This is a genomic window from Hyphomonas adhaerens MHS-3, assembly GCF_000685235.1.
Taxonomy (GTDB): Bacteria; Pseudomonadota; Alphaproteobacteria; order Caulobacterales; family Hyphomonadaceae; genus Hyphomonas; species Hyphomonas adhaerens.
In genome coordinates, this window is the sequence record NZ_ARYH01000003.1 from 258935 (window position 1) to 279085 (window position 20151).

Annotated in this window: 20 protein-coding genes, 1 tRNA gene and 1 riboswitch; of the genes, 9 read left to right on the top strand and 12 right to left on the bottom strand. The window is 63.9% G+C overall.

The window, feature by feature from the left end:
• Positions 1 to 26 precede the first annotated feature (26 nt).
• Positions 27 to 359, bottom strand: coding sequence for a hypothetical protein (locus HAD_RS15495; protein ID WP_199285854.1), 333 nt, complete (start codon positions 357 to 359; stop codon positions 27 to 29).
• Positions 360 to 519: 160 nt separating this feature from the next.
• Here HAD_RS15495 and HAD_RS15500 point away from each other — a divergent pair, with 160 nt between their 5' ends.
• The gene (locus HAD_RS15500; RefSeq protein ID WP_035573335.1) at positions 520 to 1890 is read left to right on the top strand and encodes an acyltransferase family protein; all 1371 of its coding nucleotides are present in this window, start codon (positions 520 to 522) and stop codon (positions 1888 to 1890) included.
• Positions 1891 to 1916: 26 nt separating this feature from the next.
• On the opposite strand, the gene gcvPB is transcribed toward HAD_RS15500, so the two are convergent.
• The 6 genes from gcvPB to HAD_RS15530 all read right to left on the bottom strand — a co-directional run bounded on the left by gcvPB (position 1917) and on the right by HAD_RS15530 (position 8455).
• The gene (gene gcvPB, locus HAD_RS15505; protein ID WP_035573338.1) at positions 1917 to 3491 is read right to left on the bottom strand and encodes an aminomethyl-transferring glycine dehydrogenase subunit GcvPB; all 1575 of its coding nucleotides are present in this window, start codon (positions 3489 to 3491) and stop codon (positions 1917 to 1919) included.
• Positions 3491 to 4834, bottom strand: a complete 1344-nt coding sequence (gene gcvPA, locus HAD_RS15510) for an aminomethyl-transferring glycine dehydrogenase subunit GcvPA (protein WP_035573340.1) — start codon at positions 4832 to 4834, stop codon at positions 3491 to 3493. The genes gcvPB and gcvPA overlap by 1 nt, the downstream gene beginning before the upstream one ends.
• A 28-nt stretch (positions 4835 to 4862) precedes the next feature.
• Positions 4863 to 5252 carry a glycine cleavage system protein GcvH gene (gcvH, locus tag HAD_RS15515; RefSeq protein WP_035573342.1) on the bottom strand — a complete coding sequence of 130 codons (390 nt, stop codon included), beginning with the start codon at positions 5250 to 5252 and terminating at the stop codon, positions 4863 to 4865.
• Between the two features lie 12 nt (positions 5253 to 5264).
• Positions 5265 to 6422, bottom strand: a complete 1158-nt coding sequence (gcvT, locus tag HAD_RS15520) for a glycine cleavage system aminomethyltransferase GcvT (protein ID WP_035573343.1) — start codon at positions 6420 to 6422, stop codon at positions 5265 to 5267.
• 147 nt (positions 6423 to 6569) lie between these two features.
• A riboswitch (glycine riboswitch) is annotated at positions 6570 to 6661 on the bottom strand.
• A gap of 110 nt (positions 6662 to 6771) precedes the next feature.
• A complete protein-coding gene (locus tag HAD_RS15525; protein WP_035573344.1) occupies positions 6772 to 7926 on the bottom strand; it encodes a YcjF family protein in 1155 nt (384 codons plus the stop codon).
• Between the two features lie 148 nt (positions 7927 to 8074).
• Entirely contained in the window at positions 8075 to 8455 is a 381-nt protein-coding gene (locus HAD_RS15530; protein ID WP_035573345.1) for a hypothetical protein, read from the bottom strand.
• A 331-nt stretch (positions 8456 to 8786) separates the two neighbouring features.
• Between HAD_RS15530 and HAD_RS15535 the strand changes: the two genes are divergently transcribed.
• The gene (locus tag HAD_RS15535) at positions 8787 to 9533 is read left to right on the top strand and encodes a DUF1223 domain-containing protein (RefSeq protein ID WP_051596366.1); all 747 of its coding nucleotides are present in this window, start codon (positions 8787 to 8789) and stop codon (positions 9531 to 9533) included.
• On the opposite strand, the gene HAD_RS18685 is transcribed toward HAD_RS15535, so the two are convergent.
• The 3 genes from HAD_RS18685 to HAD_RS15550 form a co-directional block, all read right to left on the bottom strand.
• Positions 9524 to 9754 (bottom strand): hypothetical protein, encoded by a 231-nt coding sequence (locus tag HAD_RS18685; protein WP_162177524.1) that lies wholly within the window; start codon positions 9752 to 9754, stop codon positions 9524 to 9526. The two genes, HAD_RS15535 and HAD_RS18685, sit on opposite strands and share 10 nt — an antisense overlap.
• A gap of 238 nt (positions 9755 to 9992) precedes the next feature.
• The gene (gene argS, locus HAD_RS15545) at positions 9993 to 11765 is read right to left on the bottom strand and encodes an arginine--tRNA ligase (RefSeq protein ID WP_035573348.1); all 1773 of its coding nucleotides are present in this window, start codon (positions 11763 to 11765) and stop codon (positions 9993 to 9995) included.
• Positions 11766 to 11768: 3 nt separating this feature from the next.
• On the bottom strand, positions 11769 to 12335 hold the full coding sequence (locus HAD_RS15550) for a hypothetical protein (RefSeq protein ID WP_035573349.1): 567 nt from the start codon (positions 12333 to 12335) through the stop codon (positions 11769 to 11771).
• Between the two features lie 162 nt (positions 12336 to 12497).
• Here HAD_RS15550 and ispH point away from each other — a divergent pair, with 162 nt between their 5' ends.
• Both ispH and HAD_RS15560 read left to right on the top strand, forming a co-directional pair.
• Positions 12498 to 13445 (top strand): 4-hydroxy-3-methylbut-2-enyl diphosphate reductase, encoded by a 948-nt coding sequence (ispH, locus tag HAD_RS15555; protein ID WP_035573350.1) that lies wholly within the window; start codon positions 12498 to 12500, stop codon positions 13443 to 13445.
• 179 nt (positions 13446 to 13624) lie between these two features.
• Positions 13625 to 14740, top strand: a complete 1116-nt coding sequence (locus HAD_RS15560) for a ferritin-like domain-containing protein (protein ID WP_035573351.1) — start codon at positions 13625 to 13627, stop codon at positions 14738 to 14740.
• Positions 14741 to 14796: 56 nt separating this feature from the next.
• On the opposite strand, the gene HAD_RS15565 is transcribed toward HAD_RS15560, so the two are convergent.
• Positions 14797 to 15474: a cytochrome b/b6 domain-containing protein gene (locus tag HAD_RS15565; RefSeq protein WP_035573352.1), complete on the bottom strand. Its 678-nt coding sequence runs from the start codon at positions 15472 to 15474 to the stop codon at positions 14797 to 14799.
• 6 nt (positions 15475 to 15480) lie between these two features.
• The gene (locus tag HAD_RS15570; RefSeq protein WP_051596367.1) at positions 15481 to 16011 is read right to left on the bottom strand and encodes a c-type cytochrome; all 531 of its coding nucleotides are present in this window, start codon (positions 16009 to 16011) and stop codon (positions 15481 to 15483) included.
• A gap of 185 nt (positions 16012 to 16196) precedes the next feature.
• Between HAD_RS15570 and trhO the strand changes: the two genes are divergently transcribed.
• From trhO to HAD_RS15595, 5 genes are all read left to right on the top strand, one after another.
• Positions 16197 to 17201, top strand: coding sequence for an oxygen-dependent tRNA uridine(34) hydroxylase TrhO (gene trhO / locus HAD_RS15575; RefSeq protein WP_051596368.1), 1005 nt, complete (start codon positions 16197 to 16199; stop codon positions 17199 to 17201).
• Positions 17152 to 17595, top strand: a complete 444-nt coding sequence (locus HAD_RS15580) for a GFA family protein (RefSeq protein WP_206741289.1) — start codon at positions 17152 to 17154, stop codon at positions 17593 to 17595. The genes trhO and HAD_RS15580 overlap by 50 nt, the downstream gene beginning before the upstream one ends.
• On the top strand, positions 17595 to 18281 hold the full coding sequence (locus HAD_RS15585) for a glutathione S-transferase (RefSeq protein ID WP_035573356.1): 687 nt from the start codon (positions 17595 to 17597) through the stop codon (positions 18279 to 18281). The genes HAD_RS15580 and HAD_RS15585 overlap by 1 nt, the downstream gene beginning before the upstream one ends.
• Before the next feature lie 68 nt (positions 18282 to 18349).
• Positions 18350 to 18426 (top strand) — tRNA-Pro (locus HAD_RS15590).
• A gap of 319 nt (positions 18427 to 18745) precedes the next feature.
• Positions 18746 to 20128 carry an MATE family efflux transporter gene (locus HAD_RS15595; RefSeq protein ID WP_035573358.1) on the top strand — a complete coding sequence of 461 codons (1383 nt, stop codon included), beginning with the start codon at positions 18746 to 18748 and terminating at the stop codon, positions 20126 to 20128.
• Positions 20129 to 20151 lie beyond the last annotated feature (23 nt).

Genomic DNA, 20151 nt, shown 5'->3' on the forward strand with positions numbered 1-20151 from the left:
GCGCGCTGCAAGCCGTGCAACAGCAATCAATCAGCGCGGCTTTTCAGGTTGGTCCGTTTGTCGCGGCCAAAGACGAGCCGCATCAGCCAGTTGGGAGCAAACTGCTCCACGCGGGGATGGCGCGTCATGACACCTTCCATCCATCGGCGGCCCCAGGTCGAGTTCCGTCCAAGCAGAATCACGCCGATGATCGCGATCGGCAGGCCGATCGGCAGGAAGGGTGTCGCCATGCCCACCGGGATCGCAACCGCGATATGCATGAGGCCCACCACAGCCAGCATCTGGCGGAACAAGCCTCCAACATGCTTGCGGGCCGAGTCGATCGGTTTGCGAATAACGTCGGCAGGTGAGTCAGTCATGGGAGGTTCGGTAGAGGACATGAAGAGGATATGGGTTCAGACCAATTTCATTGCCAAGTAAAATCACTTCCATGTGTCCAAAGTCTGGCAACCACGTTGCCCGGTTGCTACACCCTGCTTAGAAAATGACCGCCGGGGGGCGCCGGACAGCGAGGCCGATATGAAACTGCAGTCCATCCAGGCGCTTCGCGGCGTCGCGGCGCTGCTGGTCGTCATGTTGCACGCCCGGGCACTCGAAATCAAAGGCATTGCCGCGAATGGCCTGACCGAGCAGCCCCTGATCGGTGGACTTTTCACGAACGGCTTTGCCGGGGTCGATCTGTTTTTCGTGATTTCCGGTTTCATCATGGTGTTCGTCACACGCGATGGTTTGACCGGCCTGAAGCCTGCCGCTTCTTTCCTCTTCGCCCGGGTCACCCGGATCTATCCGGTTTGGTGGGCATTTGCGGGATGTATAACGATCTACATGCTGGCCGCCCATGGGGTCAGCGGACAAAGTGACGGCTGGCACAAGGTGGCATTCGGGCATCCGATGGTGCCATACTTGGTGAAGTCTTTCCTCCTGGTCCCGCAGGAACCGTTTCCGGTGCTGAACGTGGGCTGGACCCTTATCCACGAAGTCTATTTCTACCTCGTCTTCACGCTGTTCCTTCTGATGCCCCGCAGATGGCTGCCCCTCCTTCTCGCCATCTGGACTGCCATCGTCGCCAGCGGCGCGCTGCTGGGCTACTCGCAGCCAACCGCGACGACCTTTTTGGCGCTGGCCGTTCACCCGATGACACTGGAATTCACTCTGGGCGCGGCCGTTGGCCTGGCAGTGACGAAAGGCCTGATCTGGCGCAGCGGCCTCCTGACCCTGGTCGCCACTTTGTGGCTGTTGGCGGCGCTGTGCTATGAGGGCGCTGGAATCGATTTCCTGCTGCAGTGGGGCCGGGTGATCTCGTTTGGCCTGCCGTGCGCCCTTCTCGTTTATGGTTGCGCCGGGCTCGACATGACCAAACGGCACGCCTGGCTGATCCCCGCACTGATTGGCGCCCTCGTCACGCTTGCGCTGTATCAGCTCACCGGGTTCGACAGGAACAGCCCGGAAGCGGTCCGGCGCGGCGCCACGATCCTGACTGTTTCAGTTGGGGCAATCGCCATGGCGATCGTGATCTGGTTCGGCTGGCTTCTGGGACAGAGGGCGCCGGACCAGTTGCGGCGAATACGATCCTTCTTCAAATCCCTGCTCGATGGTGCGGTCCAGGTCGGTGACTGGTCATTCGCACTCTATCTTAGCCACCTGATCGTGCTCAGCGCTTTGCGAAATGTCTTCGGATTGCTTGGACAATCCGAAAGCCTCGCCCCGTTTTTCCGGCTGGGGCATCCGGGTGTTCTGGACAACATCACCTTCGCGGTCACCGGGCTCATCCTCACCCTCACCGCATCGGCGCTCAGCTATCGCTTCTACGAGCAACCGCTGACCATCCTGTTCGGGCGCCTGCGCGAGAGGTTGTTCCGCCGGGGCCAGCCGCGACCCGCCCCAGCCTGAACAACGTAGTGGCCTGAACAGAAAGCCTATTCGGCTGCGACCGGCGGGGCCAGTTCAGGCTCTGCCCATTTCAGCACTGGCTTGCGCGCTGCTTTCGTCTCATCGAGGCGCCGCATCGGAGCAAGATACGGTGCGCCTTTCAGCGCCTCATCCCCTTGCGCAGCGCGGCGGGCGATGGATTCCAAGGCGTCACAGAACCTGTCCAGCTCCGCCTTCGATTCCGACTCCGTCGGCTCGATCAGCATCGCGCCATGCACCACGAGCGGGAAATACATCGTCATCGGATGGTATCCCTCGTCGATCAGCGCCTTGGCGATGTCGATCGTCTCGATACCTTCGGCCGTGAATGCATCCGAGAACAGCGCCTCGTGCATGCAATAGCCTTCGAACGGCGCTGTCATCACGCTCTTCAGGCGCGCCTGGATGTAGTTCGCGTTCAGCACCGCATCTTCGCTGGCCTGTTTCAGCCCATCCGCGCCGTGGCTGAGAATGTAGGTCAACGCCCGCACGAACATGCCCATCTGGCCATGGAAAGCGACCATGCGGCCAAAGCTTTCAGACGCATCGCCTTCGATGTCTTCGACGAGGCGGTACATGCCGTCGGCATCCTTCACCACGAATGGCACCGGCGCATAGGGCGCCAGCGCTTCGGACAGGACTGTCGGGCCGGAGCCCGGGCCGCCACCGCCATGCGGGGTAGAGAAGGTCTTGTGCAGATTGATGTGCATCGCATCGACGCCCAAATCACCTGGACGGACCCGGCCGACAATCGCGTTGAAGTTCGCGCCGTCGCAATAGAAATAGCCGCCGGCCGCATGGATGAGATCGGCGATTTCCTTGATGTCGGTTTCGAACAGGCCGCACGTGTTCGGGTTGGTCAGCATGATGCCGGCAATATCATCCGGCTTTTCCAGCTTCGCTTTCAGGTCGTCCATATCGACCCGGCCACGCTTGTTGGCCTTGATCTCGTCGACGATGAAACCGCATTGGGCAGCCGTCGCAGGGTTCGTTCCGTGAGCGGACTCCGGCACCAGAACGCGCTTGCGCGTCTCCCCTTCGCCGCGCGCGATCAGCGCCTGGCGGATCGCCATCATGCCGCAGAACTCACCATGCGCGCCGGCCTTCGGGCTCATCGCCACGGCCGGCATATTGGTCAGCGTCTTCAGCCACATCGCCAGTTCGTCGATCAGCTCCAGCGCCCCCTGCACCGTCGCCTGCGGCTGCAGCGGGTGAATGTCGCCAAACCCCGGCAGGCGCGCGACCTTCTCATTGAGGCGCGGATTGTGCTTCATCGTGCAGCTGCCCAGTGGGAACAGGCCAAGGTCGATGGCATAGTTCTTCTGGCTGAGGCGCATGTAGTGGCGCACCGCCTGCGGCTCGGACAGGCCCGGCAGGCCGGTCGGCTGCTTGCGGGCCACACCGCCGAGACGGTTCTTCGTGCCTTTCGGGGCCGGCAAGTCGACGCCGGTCGTCTCAGACGTGCCGATCTCGAACAGCAGGTCTTCATGCTGCAACAGGCCGCGCGAGCCGGACACGGTTTCGATGGAGGACATGGAGACTGACTCCGGTGCAGTGGGACGGCCCTGTGTGTTCATGGTCATCAGATGATCTCCTTCAGGGCGGCGGCATAGGCGGCGATGTCTTCCGGTGTCGTGCACTCCGTCGCAGCGCACAGGATGACGTCGCCCAGATGATCGCCCGGGAACAAGCGGCTGGCACGGACGCCGCCGACAATGCCGGCTTCGTCCAGCATGGCGAGGACGGCTTCTGCGTTTACGGGCGTACGGAACGCGAACTCGTTGAAGAAGCGCGGCGTGAGGATCTCGACCCCGGGCACGCCCGCCAGCGCGTCGGCCAGGTCGCAGGCGGCTTCATGGTTCAGCACGGCCAGCTGCTCCATGCCTTTACCACCCAGCAGCGTCATGTGCGCCGTGAAGGCCAGCGCGCAGAGGCCGGAATTGGTGCAGATGTTCGAGGTCGCCTTGTCGCGGCGGATATGCTGCTCGCGGGTCGAAAGCGTCAGCACGAAACCGCGCTTGCCTTCCGCGTCGACCGTCTCGCCGCACAGGCGGCCCGGCATCTGCCGCACAAGTTTCTGGGTACAGGCAAACAGGCCCACATAAGGCCCGCCAAAATTCAGGCCGTTCCCGATGGACTGGCCTTCGCCGACCGCGATGTCGGCGCCCATTTCACCGGGTGGCGTAACGAGGCCGAGCGAGACCGCTTCGGTAAACACGGAGACCAGCAGCGCGCCTTTTCCGTGCGCCGCTTCGGCCACAGGCGAGAGGTCCGTCACCGTCCCGAACGTGTTCGGCGACTGGCCGATCACACAGGCCGTGGCATCGTCGACAGCGTCGGCCAGTGCCAGTTCGCCATCGATGGCATGCTCCAGCTGCACCACTTCGATGCCCTGCGCTTCGCACAGCAGTTTCGTTGCGGCGGCATAGTGCGGATGCAGGCCGCCGGAGAGGACCACCTTCTTCCGGCGCGTCGCGCGTGTCGCCATCACGGCAGCTTCGGCGCAGGCCGTCGAGCCGTCATACATGGAGGCGTTGGCCACATCCATGGCAGTGAGGGCCGCAACTTGCGTCTGGAATTCAAACAGGGTCTGCAGTGTGCCCTGCGCGATTTCCGGCTGGTAAGGCGTGTAGGTCGTCAGGAATTCGGAACGCTGGATGACCATGTCCACGGTGGCCGGCACATGGTGTTTGTAGGCCCCGGCGCCGACGAAGAACGGGCCGGACGAGGCCGCACGGTTCTTCGCAGCCAGGTTCGACATGTGCCGCTCCACGGCCAGTTCCCCCTGATGATCCGGCAGGCCTTCGACCGTGCCGTTCAGGCGGGCTGCCTCCGGAACATCCGCATAAAAATCATCGACCGATTTCGCACCGATGGTTTTCAGCATCTCGGCGCGGTCGTCCGCTGTCAGGGGAAGATATCGCATCCCGTACTCCATAAGTGTTGGAAAAAGCCTAGAGCTTCTCGCAATAGGCCTTGTAAGCTGCCTCATCCATCAGGCCGGCAATCTCGGCGCCGTCCTTGATTTCCAGGACGCAGAACCAGCCTTTTTCCGTCGGGGACTCGTTTACCGTTTCCGGCTTGTCGGAGAGCGCGCCGTTGACTTCGACGACCTTGCCGTGGATCGGGGCATAGACGTCGGAGGCGGCCTTGACGCTTTCCACGACGGCCATGTCGTCGCCCGGCGCGAACTCGGCACCGACTTCAGGAAGCTCGACAAATACGATGTCGCCGAGGGCATTCTCGGCATAATGCGTGATACCGACCGTTGCGAGGTCGTTGTGAACCGTCACCCATTCATGGTCTTCGGTATAGAAGGTCGTCGGTTGCGTGTAGCGGGTCATGGGGTCTGGCTCCTATCGCTTATAATTATGCGGAACAAAGGGAAGATCGGCGACAACTGCCGGGCGCGCCTTGCCGCGCACCATCAGCTGGACTTCGGTGCCCGGTGCGGCGTGGGCGGTGGCAATATAGCCCATGGCGACCGGATGGCCGACCGTCGGGCCGAACCCGCCGGACGTGACCACGCCGACTTTCTCGTCCCCGATGAAGATTTCCGTGCCCTCGCGGGCCGGGGCGCGTTCCAGCGGCTTGATGCCGACGCGCTTGCGGGACGGGCCTTCGCTGCGCTCGCGGAGAATGCGCTCGGCGCCGGGGAAGTCGCCCGCTTCGCGGCGGCGCTTCTGGATGACCCAGCCAAGATCGGCTTCAATGGGCGAGGTGTCGGGGCCAAGGTCATGCCCGTACAGGCAAAGGCCGGCTTCGAGGCGGAGCGAGTCCCGCGCGCCGAGGCCGATGGGATTGACCCGCTCATCGGTCAGCATTTCCGTGACCAGCGGAATGCCCGCCTCCGGCTTCACCAGAACCTCGAACCCGTCTTCGCCGGTATAGCCGCAGCGCGAAACGATGCAGCGCGTGCCGTTCAGTTCAAACGGCATGTGATGCATGAATTTGAGCTCTTCGCAGCCAGGGAAGAAATCCTTCATGACGTCAGCCGCTTCCGGCCCCTGAAGCGCGAACAGGATGCGGTCGTCGGCCCGGGTCAGCACGGCGCGGCCAGCCAGCGCCTTTTCGAAGATGCCCCAGTCCTGCTCTTTCATCGCGCCGTTGACGACGATGTAGAGGCTACCCTGCGCGTCATCGCCGATCGGGCGGGTGATGATCAGGTCGTCCAGGATGCCGCCTTCCGCATTCAACAGCACGGTGAGGCGCGCCTGGCCGGGCTTCAGGCTGGTGATGTCGCTCGGCACCAGTTCCTCGACCATGGCCGCGATCTTCGCGTGCGCTTCGTCGCCGCCGCCAATGCCGTCTTCCAGCGTCAGGAAGCATGGCCCCATATGGGAGACATCGAACAGGCCCGCATGCTGGCGGGTCCAGTTGTGTTCTTCCATCACGCCGGCGGGGAACTGGACCGGCATTTCATACCCGGCGAACGGCACCAGCTTCGCCTCACATTTGACGTGCAGGTCGTACAGCGGGGTTCGCTTCAGGTCTTCGGTTGTTGCGTCGCTCATGGCGCCCTCATCACAGGAGACGTCAGCGGCCTCGGCCGCATGTCCGTCGCCCCCGCTGTCTCGGCGCCTGAGAGATTCCGCCCGTGAACTCCGGGCTTGCTCCTTCGGCGAGGTGGCGCCAGACGGCCCGCCTCTTTCCAGCGTGTTGGTCCTCTCCCGGCCCTTTTGCCTGAGCGTTTCCGGGGCGGTTGCGCCTTCGGCGGCGGGGCTTGATACCCGCTCTCTCCCGGGGGGGACTTATACTGTGCTCCTGCTAGCGTGGATTCCCGGCGCCAGCAAGCGCGCACAGCCCTGCCAGATGCGCAATCCACAGGCCTGCCTCAGAATCGGGCGCCCTGAAATGGCCGGATCAGCTCTCCGGCCCCGCCCCGGCCGGTTTGTTGCCGCCGAACCAGCTCTGCACCAGACCCCAGGCACTGCGCGAGCCAGCCAGCGCCTTCTCTGTCGCCCTTGAGGCCGTGGAGGTGAGCCCGCCCACGCCCTTCAGCAGATCGCCGATGACCGAACCCGATTCCTCCTTCACATCCTTCAGCGCCTCGGCCGAGATGGATTTCGCCTGCCCGGCCGACCAGCCCTTGAAGCTGCGGCAGCGGCGTTTGGCGAGATAGCCGAGCTTCAGCGTCATCATCGCGTTCACCCCGCCATCCATGACCGGCCCGGCGACGAGGCCGCCCATCCGGCCCAGCAGGCTGCCGATGACATCGCCGGTCAGATCCGTCACATCCTCCAGCGCGCGGGCGACCACGACGATGGCGGCAACATCGCGCAGGATGCGCAGGCTGCCCCACAGGTGCGGGCGCCCGAAATAGACCCGGGCCACCTTGGCCACGAGATTCGCGTTCCGCCAAAGCACGATGAAGGCATCCACGGTACCGTTCATCGACACGGCGGTGGCGATGCCGACGCCGACAGCTTCGGCATGGATCAGCTGCTCCACCTTCTTGTCGAGCGGCTTCAGGAGCGCCTCGATATGGTCGCGCTCGAAATGCTCGAGATCGGCGGAGATCATCAGCGCCTCTTCCGGCCCGGCCTGGCGGGCACGCTGCAGAAGGGCCTGGCCGCGCAGGATGCCTTCCTCGATCGCGCCGCGCTCCTCCTGCACCAGCGGATTCTCGACCAGCATCAGCAGGTATTTCAGGTCATAGCGCAGGCGCGCGGCGAGGGCTTTCGGGGCTGGCGCGTCCGGATCGATCGCGATGGAAGGCGGTTTCGCCGCTACCGGCATGGACAGGAAGCCCATGACCGGCCGGCCCACCAGCACCACCAGCATCAGCGCCAGGATGACGATATAGGCATAGCCCAGCACCGGATGGACGTCGTCGAACAGGCGGTAGAACAGGAAGCCCTGCCCGATCACCACAAGGAAAGCGATCACGAAAAAGGCAGTGGCCGACCATTTGAGGAATTTCCAGCCCTGCGCCCATTGGGACGCAAGTTCCCACTCCGTGCCGTCCTTGGCGGGCTGGTCCGGGCCCGGTATCGCCTTGGCCTTCTTTCTGGCCATGTCGCGCATCCTCCCTGTTTTTAAGCTGAACTCCCTCCATAGGTGGGATAGAGGCGGCGCAGAGGCAACAGCTTGCATCGCCGCAAGCGCGGGCGACGCCCGTGAAGGCGCTTCGTCAGAGAACAGGTTTTCGGAGGCTGGCCGCGTGTCAGGTTTCCGGCAGGGGCAGGTTTCCAGCAACGGCAAACGGACAAAGGCCACGCAGCGGTGCAGCTGTCATAAAGTCCGCCGGTTCAAGGCACAAACGGGCATAGGCCAGCAACAAGGCCGTCCCATCGCAGGCCGCTGCGAGGCGCTTGTTGGAATATTCGCCCGGCGCCAGCCAGGCGCGTTCAGCCTTCTGGGACGGCAGCCAGTCAATGCTTGTCAGAAACACGCGGCCATTGGGCGAGACGCTCCAGTGATACTGCACACCCCGCCCATAGGCCGCCCGCACCGCGGCACGGAGCAACAGCACCTGGCACCAGATCAGCGGCCAGAAATACGCAAGATGCGGCGGGAAGCCCGCGGGTGGTTGGAAGAGTGACATGGGCCGGAGTATACGTCCGGGGACGGAAGTGTCGGATAAGTTTGTTTTCGCGGCAATGATTGCAGCAGGATCAGATGGCGGGAATGGTGGATAAGCCCACCACTTGCAGCCATCGGGCGGGACGCGTGTGGAACATGACTTCCGCTGCACAAAATCCGTCTACGCCATGATCCTGCATGACCAGCCATGATCATGCCGGACTATACCGGATCACGACACGATACCGGATCACGACGGGCCCCTGCGCGCGCACAGAAGTGTGAGCCCTTGTGATTTCAAATGGCGCACCGGGTGGTGGCAGAACGGCAGCTGCCGCAATCGGAGCCGTCAGATGTCCCGTTCCCTTTCCTTGTCCGCGATCCTCGCCCTGGCAGTGCTCGCCAGCCTCAGCCTGATGGCCGCCCCGGCGAAATCCGAGCCACCGCAAGGCACGCCCCAAGACACAGCACAGGGACGCCAGCTCGCAGAACTGTTCACCTCGCAAGGGTGTTCCTCCTGCCCGCCGGCCGAGGCGCTGTTCGCCCGGTTGGCCCAAGACCCGGACCTCGTCACCATTGAGTGGCATGTCGATTACTGGGACCAATTGCGATATGGCGGCTCGCGCTGGCAGGACCCGTTTTCCTCCCCGGACTTCACGGCCCGGCAACGCGCCTACAACAAGGCCCTGCGCGGCACGGCCTCGGTCTACACGCCGCAAGCCATTCTGGGTGGCAAGGCGGAATTCGTCGGCTCCCGCGCCGGAGACATGAAAGCCGCCCGTGCCAGGGCCGCCGCCCCGTCCCTGCGCCTTGCCACCTGCCCCGGATCCTTGTCGGTCTCCGGCGAAGGCCGCGGGGATGTATATTTCGTCCGCCTGCTGACACAGCATGAAACGAACGTGCGAGGCGGGGAGAACAAGGGCCGCCAGCTGAAGGGCCGCAATGTTGCGCTGGGAATGGAAAAGCTGGGCCAGTATTCCGGCACGCCCGACAATTATGCCCTGCCCGTCCTGAAACCGGGGGAAAGCTGCGCCCTCTTTGTGCAGGCGCCCGGCCATGGCGCCATACTCGGCGCCGCATACTGCCCGGCCTACCCATGACCCGTCTGCGCGCCCCTGCCCGTCATGCCTGCTGGACCGCCGCTTTCCTTGCGGGCGGCCCATGGCTGTGGCTGGGCAGTTTCCTGCTGGAACGCCACCCGGCGGGCAATATCGGCTTCCTGCTCGAACGCGCGAAGCTGCACGCCAATCTCTGGCTGCTGGCGGGCGGCGTGATCTGGTATGCGGCCTGGTCGTTCGGCACGCTGTTGCTGCCCCGGCATGCGGCGGACCACCGGCACCAGCGCACATTGCACCGGGCACTCGATGCCGCCATCGTGTGTCTCATTCCGGCTGTGGCGGCGCTGTTCTGGATCAACGGTGATCCGGACCCGCGCAATTTCCGGCGGATGATGCCGAGCGACGCCGTGTTCCTGCCCGCGCTGCTGCTCGCGGCGCTGCAGACGGTGGCCTTCATTCAGATCTGTTGCCTTGAGCGCGTGCCCGCCGCTTCAACTGCCGCTACATCCGCTCCGGCACGCGAATGCCCAGAAGGTCCAACCCGGTCTCCAGCTGTTTCAGCACGGCAGAGGCGAGGCCGAGACGGCTGGCGCGCAGCGTGGCGTCGCTCTCCGACGCAATCGGCAGGGCCGAATAGAAGCTGCTGAACGCCTGCGCCAGATTGTAGAGATGTTCGCACAGGACATGCGGCATGCGCTTTTCGCGCGCCTGCAGGCAGGCGAAGGCAAAATTGTCGAGCTGCAGGACCAGCGCCCGCTCGGCATCGTGGCCGATGGCGATGTCGCCGGCTTCATTGCCGTCGGCTTCGGCCCGGCGCAGCAGCGATTTCACACGTACGGCGGCGTACAGCAGGTACGGCCCGGTCTTGCCTTCGAAGCTGGTGAACTTGTCGAGATCGAAGACATAGTTCGTGGTCCGTGTATTCATCAGGTCCGAGAAACGCAGTGCAGCGAGCGCGACGCTTGCGGCGACCTCTTCGCGTTCTTCCGCGCCCATGTCCTCCGGCAGCTTGCCGGCCTCGGCGATTTTCTTCTGCGCTTCTTCCAGCGCCATGGCGTTGAGATCGGCCAGCCGCAGGACGCCGCCTTCCCGGGTCTTGAAGGGTTTGCCGTCCGGGCCGTTCACGGTGCCGAAGCCGATATGTTCGAGGCGGCCCTCGTCTATCAGGCCGACCATTTCCGCCGCGCGGAACACCTGTTCGAAGTGGAGCGCCTGGCGCTGGTCCACCACGTAGAGCATGCGCTGCGGCGTCGGCTGGAGGGTCTCCATCCGGTCCATGATCGTGGCGAGGTCTGTCGTGTGATAGCCGGTGCCGCCGCGGCTGTTGATCAGCATGACCGGCGGCATCTCTTTCTTGTCACTGTCGCGCGCGATGCGGACAATCACGGCGCCGCCGTCTTCCTCGGCAAGGCCAGCCCTCTTGAACTGCTCGACCAGGTCCGGGATCAGATCATCGACATCGCTTTCGCCCTTCCAGAGGTCGAAATGCACGTTGAGGAATTCATAGTCGATCTTCAGCGCGGCGACCGAGACATCGATGAAATGCTTCAGCAGCGCGCGATAGCCGGGGCGGCCGGCCTGAAGTTCGGCGACGGCTTTCTGGCTGCGCTCCAGCCGGGCCGGGTCGTCCTTCGCCTTGGCGCTGGCGGCCGGGTACATGCGGGCCAGATCGTCGATCGTGACCGGCGGCTCTTCCGGGTACGGACCGGTGAAATCTGCATCGAAATAGATGAGGCCCGGCTGTTCGTCCTGAAGTTCGGTAACGAGGTGGCCCATCTGCAGGCCCCAGTCGCCGAGGTGGACATCGCCGGTCACCTGATCGCCAAGGAAGGTCAGCAGGCGGCGCAGCGTGTCGCCGATCACGGCAGAGCGCAAATGGCCGACATGCATGGGCTTGGCGACGTTCGGGCCGCCGAAATCGATGACGGTGACCTGCGGGTCGCTCGCGCCTTCGGCCCCGGCCATCTTCTCGCCCCGCACAGCCTCTGCCCGCGCGGCCAGCGCGTCATCGGAGACGCGGATATTGATGAAGCCCGGCCCGGCGACTTCCGCCGACAGGACCATGTCGTTTTCCTTCAGCGCCGCGGCGACCTCGGCGGCCACGTCGCGCGGGATCTTGCCGGCCTTCTTGGCCGCGCCCATCGCGCCATTGCACTGGAAGTCTGCCAGTTCGGGCTTGTCGGAGCGGCGTATATCGCCCCAGCGGGCTTCGAGGCCCATGGCCTCAAAGGCGGCGCTGGCGGCCGCCGACAGATCTTGCATCAAGCTGGCCATGGATCAGGACCCGGCGTCCATGCGGAAGCGTTTGCCCGCGCGGTTGAACGCCAGTTCTTCTTCCGTCAGGTCGAAGCCGACCAGGATCTCGAAATTGCTGCCGGCGATGGTCTCGTCGGCGCGGGGGATGGTGATCCGGTCAATTTTCTGGGTCGCGCCGGCCAGCGGGGCATTGCCCGGGAATTTGGCCGAGACCGTATAATATTCCTTGGCCAGAACCTTGCCGTTGCGGCGCGTTACGGCGACCCAGTAGCCAAAATCATGCTCGTTCGAATCCGCCTGATCCCCCTTGCCGAAGGCGAAATCGACCTCGATCTCGGCGGTCAGCGGATTGTCGCCGGTATAACGGCAGAAGGAGCGCACGTCGGTAATTTCGCCGGTGTAGCGGATATCGGAGTAAAGTTCGTCCGAATTGTCGCCGAATTCGACGATCCGTGCGGCATCATAGACCGATCCGACCGGCGGGCAGGCACCAGCGTTCTGGCGGCTGTCGAACGACTCGGCCAGGTCCTTGGTGCTGGAGCAGCCGGCCACCAGTGCCAGGGCGAGGATCGGTAGGATAATGCGCATGCGTTTCGCTGTCCTTCTTGGCCAGTATCTCTGGGCGTATCTCTTGGCGGGGCAGCCTGGTGGCCCCATCTGAACTTGCCCGGCCTGTGTTAAAGGGCTACGCGCCCCCGTGCAACGCCGCTAAGGCAGACAGGTCGCCATGGCAACCGGAGACGAGATGAAATGACGGAAAGGCGTCCGCTAATTATCCGCCTCGCCGCCCCGCGCGGCTTCTGCGCCGGGGTCGACCGCGCCATCCAGATCGTCGAGGAAGCGCTGCAGAAGTGGGGCGCGCCGGTCTATGTGCGCCACGAGATCGTCCACAACGCACACGTCGTGTCCCGGCTGGAGGCCATGGGGGCTGTATTCGTGGACGAACTGGACGAATGCCCGGAGGACCGCCCGGTCATCTTCTCTGCCCATGGTGTGCCCAAATCGGTGCCCGCCGAGGCGAAATCCCGCAACATGATCTTCGTCGATGCGACCTGCCCGCTGGTTTCCAAGGTGCATGTCGAGGCCGAGCGCCACGACCGCGAAGGCCGCGAAATCATCCTGATTGGCCATGCCGGTCACCCGGAAGTCATCGGCACGATGGGCCAGCTGCCACCGGGGCGCATCCACCTGATCGAAACGGTGGAGGATGCCGAAGCCTTCCAGCCGAAAGACCCGGCCAACGTCGCCTTCGTCACCCAGACAACGCTCAGCGTGGACGACACCGCCGACATTGTGGCGACCCTGCAAAGGCGCTTTCCCGGCATCTCGACCCCGCACAAGGAAGATATCTGCTACGCCACCACCAACCGCCAGGAAGCGGTGAAGGTGATCGGCGAAGGCACGGGCCTCGTCCTCGTGATCGGGGCGGAGTCGAGCTCCAATTCCAAACGCCTCGTCGAAGTGGCCCTGCGCGCCGGGGCCGACCGGGCCGAACTGGTCGCCAGCGCCGACGACATCGACTGGGACTGGTTCGAGGGGGTGACCCTGCTGGGCCTCACCGCCGGAGCGAGCGCACCTGAAGACCTGGTTCAGGATGTCATCGCCGCCTGCCGCGCGCGCTTCGACGTGTCCGTCCAGAAGATCGAAACCGCCCGCGAAACGGTGACGTTCAAACTGCCCCGCGTGCTGACCGCGTAAGGCGCCAGTCCGCCCGCTTCCCGCGTCACAGGGCGTGTGCCCGCCTTACCGAAATTTAACCCGAAAAAGATGACGCCTCCGTCATTTTCCGTATATCGCCCGGATTTTTCAGGGTTTAGCCTTCCTTCTGTTCCGGCCGTTTCCCCCTCTCTGGCTGGGACTGACCAGGAGGAAACACCATGAAAGTCCGTCTCGTTGACGCCCCGCCCAGCCAGCCACGCACCTTTGAAGACCCCGGTGAACTGGCGGACAAGCTGACGCCGGATGATGTCGAAATCGTCCGCGAAATCTTCAACACGCCGCTGACCGGTTCCTACAATTGGGACTATGAGAGCGCGAATTCCAAAATTCGCCGCCTGTATGAGCTGGGGAAACGGTTCAACTGGAACGCCGAACTGGATGTCGACTGGGACGTGCATTTCGACAAGACCGAAGGCCCGTCTGAAGAGGGCTATAATCCCCTGCACGATCACCCGGTCTACAAGGCGATGACCGACGAACAGAAGAAGGAATATGCCTGGCGCTCTCTGGCGCAGGTTCTGTCGCAATTCCTGCACGGCGAACAGGGCGCGATGATGGTCGCCTCACAGCTCGTCTCGTGTGCGCCGACCTATGACGCCAAGCTGTATGCCGCCTCGCAGACCTTCGATGAGGCCCGCCATGTGGAAGTGTTCAACAAATACCTGCGCACGCGCTGCAATGTCGAATATCCGGTCAATCCCAGCCTCAAACTGTTGCTGGACAAGATCCTGACCGATCCGCGCTGGGACCTGAAATTCATCGGCATGCAGGTGTTGATCGAAGGCCTGGCGCTGGCCGCTTTCCAGACCATGTCACAGACGACGCGCGATCCGCTGCTGCGTCAGATCCTGCATCTCGTGATGCGGGACGAAGGCCGGCACGTCGCCTTCGGCGTCAATTATCTGGAAGACTGGATCAAGGCGATGCCCCAGGAAGACATCGAGGAACGCGCCCAGTTCGCCTATGAGGCCTGTGCCATCATGCGCGAGCGCCTGTTCTCGACGGTGGTGGACGAGGAATTCGGCTTCGACCGCGAGGAAGCCCGCCGCATGTCGATTGACTCTGCCGGGGGCCAGGCTTTCCGGAACTTCCTCTTTGAACGAATGATCCCGAACCTGAAACGCGTCGGCCTGCTGACCGAAAGCGTGAAACCGAAATTCGAGGCGCTTGGCGTTCTGCAGTACGAGGATGCCGCAACCGACGCAGAAATCGATTGGGCCGCGCTCGAGCGTCCGCTGGAGACAGGCCCGATCGTGGATGTCGCAGCCGAATAGGTGGGGACGATGCGACGGGCCGGGGGCGCAGACTGCTGCGTCCCCGGTTTTCCGTCTCAGCCGCCGATATTAAGCACAGCCCACATCGCCGCGAGCGCGGCGGCCAGTGCGATGGCAAGGCGGACCCAGGACAGCTTGCTGTCGGACAGGGTGTCCCCGGCGCTGAAGTCTGCGCTGTCGCGGCGGCCCGTCACCATCGGGCGGACGAGATTGTCCTTGAAGAAAAAGAGATAGGTCACGATCGCCGCAAGGTGCAGGCCAATCAGCGCCAGCAGGATGTTGAAGCTGATCTCGTGGATCTCCGCCGCCTGACGCCCGGCCTCGAACGAGACGAGCCTGGCGAGCGGGCCGGATTCCAGCCCGTCCACATCCACCGCGAACAGGCCGGTGCCGACCTGCACGCACAGCGCCACCAGGATGGCGATCACGCTGAGCGTGCCGGCAGGATTGTGCCCGAAGCTCGGCTTGTGGACCCCGCTGCGCAGGGCCTTGAAATAGCCAAGCAGCGCCGACGGGCCGATGCGCCAACTGCCAAACCGGGCCGTTTGCGAGCCGATCAGCCCCCAAACGAACCGGAAGGTGAGCAGGCCGACAAGGATCATGCCCGTCCGCCTGTGCCAGTCCATCACGCCATTCTCGGCCGTCCACCACATGGCAGCGACAAGAAGCACGAGCGACCAGTGGAACAGGCGCAGGGCGCCGTCCCAGACGAGGATACGCTGACTGCCGGCCATGACGGATCAGTCGTCTTCGCGGAATGTTTCGTGGCAGGATTTGCAGGTGCCGCCGGTTGTGGCGAAGGCTGCGCCGATCGCCGCCATGTCACCGGTTTCCGCGGCTGTTGCGAGACCGCCTGCTGCCATCTGGAAGTCAGAGAGCTTCTCGGTGAAGAGGTCCGGCTGTTCCCAGATTGCCGGCAGGGCATCGGTTTTCACGCCGGAGTCCGGACCGGTGCCTGCCGGGAACCAGTCCGCCATCCCTTCGGATTCGACCGGCACGCTGGCCGCCGCGGCCTGGATGGCCGCCATGTCCGGCTCACTGGCCTTCAGCTGGTCGCTGATCGTCTTGAAGGCCTTGCCCATTTTCTTCAGCTGGCCCTGGCGCAGTTCGATCTGCTCTTTCGGGGTCATGCCATTGTCCAGCACGACTTCTTCGGCAGCGGGGGCCGCAGCGTCGGCCTCGGGTGCGCTGTTGTCACTGCCGCCGCAAGCGGCCAGCAGGGAGGCGCCGGCAATCGCGGCAAGGGCAAATGTGGTTTGGCGAATCTTCATGCAAGTCTCCATGGGCTTTCCCATAGGGACGGTAAGCGAAGCCCCCCGGCGGTGCAATCGAAACCGGGGCGTCATGCGGCAAAGCGAACCGGTTGCCCATGAAGGGCGCACATCGGACGCGCCGGTCTTTTGCCGCGTGCAGCGAATTGTTCAAATCTGCCGCGCAATCTGGCATAAGGCCCGCCATGACCACACGTATTGCCGCCTTTTACCTGTTCTTCCCGTTCCCGACCTATGAGGCCGCGCGCGAGCCGCTGCGCGCCACGCTGGAGGCCGCCGGTGTCAAAGGCACTGTGCTGCTCGCCGCCGAAGGCGTGAACGGCACCATCGCCGCCAGCCCCGAGGGCATCGACACGGCGCTCGCCGCGCTGCGTGCCCTGCCGGGGGCCGAGGCGCTGGAGGCCAAGTTCTCCGAGGCCGACGAAAACCCGTTCCTGCGCCTGAAAGTCCGCCTGAAGCAGGAAATCGTCACCATGGGCGTGCCAGGTACGGACCCGAAGGCGCTCGTCGGCACCTATGTCACGCCGGAAGAGTGGAACGCGCTGATCAGCGACCCGGACACGGTGCTGATCGATACCCGCAACGATTATGAATACGCCATCGGCACATTCGAGGGCGCCATCGACCCGGAAACCAAGACCTTCCGCGAATTCCCGGACTGGTTCCGCGACTTCCGCGAAAAACTGGAAGCCGAAGGCCGCAAGCCGAAGATCGCCATGTTCTGCACAGGCGGCATCCGCTGTGAGAAGGCGACCAGCTTCGTGAAGGCTGAAGGCATCGACGATGTGTTCCACCTGCAGGGCGGCATCCTGAAATATCTGGAAGAGGTGCCGGAGGAAAACAGTCTGTGGCGCGGGGAATGTTTCGTGTTCGACGAACGGGTCTCGGTGAAACATGACCTGACCCCAGGTGACTATGACATGTGCCATGCCTGCAAGCGGCCGATCACCGAGGAAGACAAACAGGGCAATGCCTATGTGCCCGGCGTCTCCTGCCCGCACTGTATCGATGAAATGTCCGCCGAACAGAAGCGCCGCTTTGCCGAGCGCCAGAAACAGATCAACCTCGCCCGCAAGCGCGGCGAAGCGCATATGGGCCCGGACGCAGCCGCCGTCGCTGCCCGCCGCCGCGAAGAAGCGCTTGAAGCGCAAGAAGCCGCCAGGGAAGACGCAGGCACCGAAGATGCTTGAGGGCGGCTGTCTGTGCGGCGCGGTGCGCTATGCAGTGTCGGCCGATCCCGGCCCCATCGTTCACTGCCATTGCCACACCTGCCGCAAGGCGCACGGGGCCGCATTTTCCTCCGTCATGCCGGTGGCGCGGGAGGCGTTCCGCTGGACCGCTGGCGACGAAGCGCTGAACCGGTTTGAATCCAGCGAAGGCAAGTTCCGCCATTTCTGCAGCAAATGCGGCTCGCACATCATGGCGGAGCGGGAGAGCCAGCCCGTCGTCCTGTTGCGGCTGGGCTGTCTCGATACAGAGATCGAAGGCAATCCGCTGGGCCATATCTGGCGGTCGGATTGCGCCACCTGGTACAGTCCGAAAGATGTGCTTCCGGAATATCCGGAAGGCTTCCCCGCGAAGTGATGCCGGACGACGCAGCCCCGATCCTCTACACGTTCCGCCGCTGTCCCTATGCCATGCGCGCGCGGCTGGCGCTGTCGGCGGCGCGGCTGGACATTCGCGTGCGGGAAGTGGTGCTGCGCGACAAGCCGGCGGCGATGCTGGAAGCGAGCCCCAAGGGCACGGTGCCGGTGCTGGTGCTGCCGGATGGCCGCGTGATCGACGAGAGCCTCGACGTGATGCGCTGGGCCCTGGCGCAGGCTGACCCGGAAGGCTGGCTGAGCGCGGATGCGGGCGAGACCGACGCGCTCATCGCCCGGAATGACGGACCGTTCAAACACGCGCTCGACCGCTACAAATATCCGAACCGGTATGAGGATGAAGGCGCCGACCCGGCCGCAAACCGCGATGCGGGCCTCGCCATTCTTCAAGATTTGTCGGAGCGGATCGCGGCCCATGGCGGGCAGCTGTTCGGCGCCGCGCCGACGCTGGCCGACATGGCGATCTTCCCCTTCGTCCGCCAGTTCGCCCATACCGATATGGACTGGTGGGAAACGGCGGCGCCCGGCCCGGTGAAAACCTGGCTGGCCGGGCACAAGGAAAGCGCCCGCTTCCGCGCGATCATGAAGAAGTATCCGCAATGGGCGCCGGGCGAGGCCGAACCCGTCTTACCTCTAGCAGGGCCTGCTGCCGGGCCTGTCGCCGGTTAAGCTGCACCGGCCCGCTTTTCCCCCCTTGCAAAATCCGCCGCGCGGCGTAAACAGCCCGTTCTTCGGCACGGAGTGTAGCTCAGCCTGGTAGAGCACTGTCTTCGGGAGGCAGGGGCCGGAGGTTCGAATCCTCTCACTCCGACCATTTCATCGCGGTCCGGCTTTGCCGGACTTTTTGATCCAGTGGATCAAAAAGAGCGATGAAATGCTCGACGCGCAAGCGAGAGCCATCTCCCGGCAATGAATGATTGAGCGCCAGCGAAGGCGTCCTTCGATCCCCAATTGACAACCCGCCCCAACCCGGCCTATTGCCCCGCGCAAGGTTCTTGAGCACCTGCCGCCTGCAGACGTCTTGTCACGGTGAAGCTCTTTCAAGACATCTCTTCCCTCACCCTCGATGCATTTCGACGGTGGGTAATGCAGGCCCCCATCCCAGTCGGAATGCCTCTTTCGAGGAGTGTGTGATGTCTTTGCGACCATCGCCCGACAATCGTTTCCTGCATCTGCCGCCGGGCCGTGTGTTCGTGGCCAACGCCCTGCCCATGATGCTGATCATGTTGATGAACGGGCTGCTGAACATTATCGATGCCGTCTTCCTGGGCCACTTCGTGGGCACCGGCGCGATGACGGCCATCGGCCTGGTCTTCCCGGCCATCATGGTGCTGATCGCCCTGTCCACGCTGGTCAGCGGCGGCATGTCCAGCCTTCTGGCCCGCCAGCTGGGCGCAGGTGATACCGATAGCGCAGGCGCGACGCTGGCCAGCGCCCACGGCCTCGCCATTGCCATCTCGGCCATTGTGATGATTGCCTTTCTGTGCGGCGGACGGGCGGTCGCGGACCAGCTTTCCGCCTCTGACCCGGTCATCGCGGGCATGGCCTTCACCTATATGGCGATCACCGTGCTCGCCCTGCCTGTGCAGTTTGCCCTTGGTCTGCATGCGGACACATGGCGGAATGAAGGCCGGGCCGGACTGGTCGCGCTCCTGTCCGTCGGCGTGACACTGGCCAATATCCTGCTGAACTATGTCCTGATCGGTGAGCTGGGTCTGGGCGTGGCGGGGTCTGCCTGGGGCACGGCCCTGGCGCAGGTGTTCGGGCTGGGTCTCTTGCTGTGGCTGCGTGGCCGCGGACAAGGTGCTATCCCGCTGCTGGCGCTGCGCCGATACCGCTGGACGGGAGGGTGGGGCCGCCTCGCGGGGCTCGGCGCGCCGCTTAGCCTCAGCTTCATCGGCATGGCACTGGTGTCTGCCTGCGTCATCGTCTCGCTGCGCCTGACGGCCGGGGCGGACTATGCGGATACGATCGCCGCCTATGGCATCGTCACGCGCATCCTCGGCTTTGCCTACCTGCCAAGCATGGCCTTTGCGCTCGCCCTGCAGAGCATCGTAGGCAACAATTGGGGCGCAGGTCTTTATGACCGTGTACGAAGTGTGTTGCACATCGCGATGGGGGCGGCCTTCGTCTACAGCCTTGGCATGGAAGGGCTGTTCCTGACAGGCGGGCACGCCATCGGGGCCGCGTTCATCGGCGACGCTGGCGTCATCGCAAGAGTGGCAGGCATCCTGCGCCTGATGGCGGTCTTCTACCTGTTCACGGGCCCCGTTCTGGCGCTAGCGATGTATTTCCAGTCCATCGGGCAACCGCAGAAGGCCGCCGTGCTGACCCTGTCGAAAGCCTTCATTCTGTTGCCCGTCCTGATCGCCGCGCTGGCGGCGACCAGAGGGGCTGGCGCGGTCTGGTTCGCGTTCCCCCTGTCGGACGGGGTCATGGCCTTCGTGGCCGCCGCAATCTTCATCACCGCGCTGAAGCAGCAGCCTGACAGGCCACAGCCGGACTTTGCGGAATGACTTTGTGCGGGCCGGTTCTTCCG

Excerpts from the sequence above, each read along its gene's own strand:
- gcvH (WP_035573342.1), bottom strand. The coding sequence starts at position 5,252 with ATGACCCGCTACACGCAACCGACGACCTTCTATACCGAAGACCATGAA.
- HAD_RS15550 (WP_035573349.1), bottom strand. The coding sequence starts at position 12,335 with ATGCGCATTATCCTACCGATCCTCGCCCTGGCACTGGTGGCCGGCTGC.
- gcvT (WP_035573343.1), bottom strand. The coding sequence starts at position 6,422 with ATGAGCGACGCAACAACCGAAGACCTGAAGCGAACCCCGCTGTACGAC.
- HAD_RS15595 (WP_035573358.1), top strand. The coding sequence starts at position 18,746 with ATGTCTTTGCGACCATCGCCCGACAATCGTTTCCTGCATCTGCCGCCG.
- HAD_RS15560 (WP_035573351.1), top strand. The coding sequence starts at position 13,625 with ATGAAAGTCCGTCTCGTTGACGCCCCGCCCAGCCAGCCACGCACCTTT.
- HAD_RS15525 (WP_035573344.1), bottom strand. The coding sequence starts at position 7,926 with ATGGCCAGAAAGAAGGCCAAGGCGATACCGGGCCCGGACCAGCCCGCC.
- HAD_RS15495 (WP_199285854.1), bottom strand. The coding sequence starts at position 359 with ATGACTGACTCACCTGCCGACGTTATTCGCAAACCGATCGACTCGGCC.
- trhO (WP_051596368.1), top strand. The coding sequence starts at position 16,197 with ATGACCACACGTATTGCCGCCTTTTACCTGTTCTTCCCGTTCCCGACC.
- argS (WP_035573348.1), bottom strand. The coding sequence starts at position 11,765 with ATGGCCAGCTTGATGCAAGATCTGTCGGCGGCCGCCAGCGCCGCCTTT.
- gcvPA (WP_035573340.1), bottom strand. The coding sequence starts at position 4,834 with ATGCGATATCTTCCCCTGACAGCGGACGACCGCGCCGAGATGCTGAAA.
- gcvPB (WP_035573338.1), bottom strand. The coding sequence starts at position 3,491 with ATGACCATGAACACACAGGGCCGTCCCACTGCACCGGAGTCAGTCTCC.
- HAD_RS15565 (WP_035573352.1), bottom strand. The coding sequence starts at position 15,474 with ATGGCCGGCAGTCAGCGTATCCTCGTCTGGGACGGCGCCCTGCGCCTG.
- HAD_RS15500 (WP_035573335.1), top strand. The coding sequence starts at position 520 with ATGAAACTGCAGTCCATCCAGGCGCTTCGCGGCGTCGCGGCGCTGCTG.
- HAD_RS18685 (WP_162177524.1), bottom strand. The coding sequence starts at position 9,754 with ATGCCGGGGCAGCAACAGCGTGCCGAACGACCAGGCCGCATACCAGAT.
- HAD_RS15585 (WP_035573356.1), top strand. The coding sequence starts at position 17,595 with ATGCCGGACGACGCAGCCCCGATCCTCTACACGTTCCGCCGCTGTCCC.
- HAD_RS15535 (WP_051596366.1), top strand. The coding sequence starts at position 8,787 with ATGTCCCGTTCCCTTTCCTTGTCCGCGATCCTCGCCCTGGCAGTGCTC.
- HAD_RS15530 (WP_035573345.1), bottom strand. The coding sequence starts at position 8,455 with ATGTCACTCTTCCAACCACCCGCGGGCTTCCCGCCGCATCTTGCGTAT.
- ispH (WP_035573350.1), top strand. The coding sequence starts at position 12,498 with ATGACGGAAAGGCGTCCGCTAATTATCCGCCTCGCCGCCCCGCGCGGC.
- HAD_RS15570 (WP_051596367.1), bottom strand. The coding sequence starts at position 16,011 with ATGAAGATTCGCCAAACCACATTTGCCCTTGCCGCGATTGCCGGCGCC.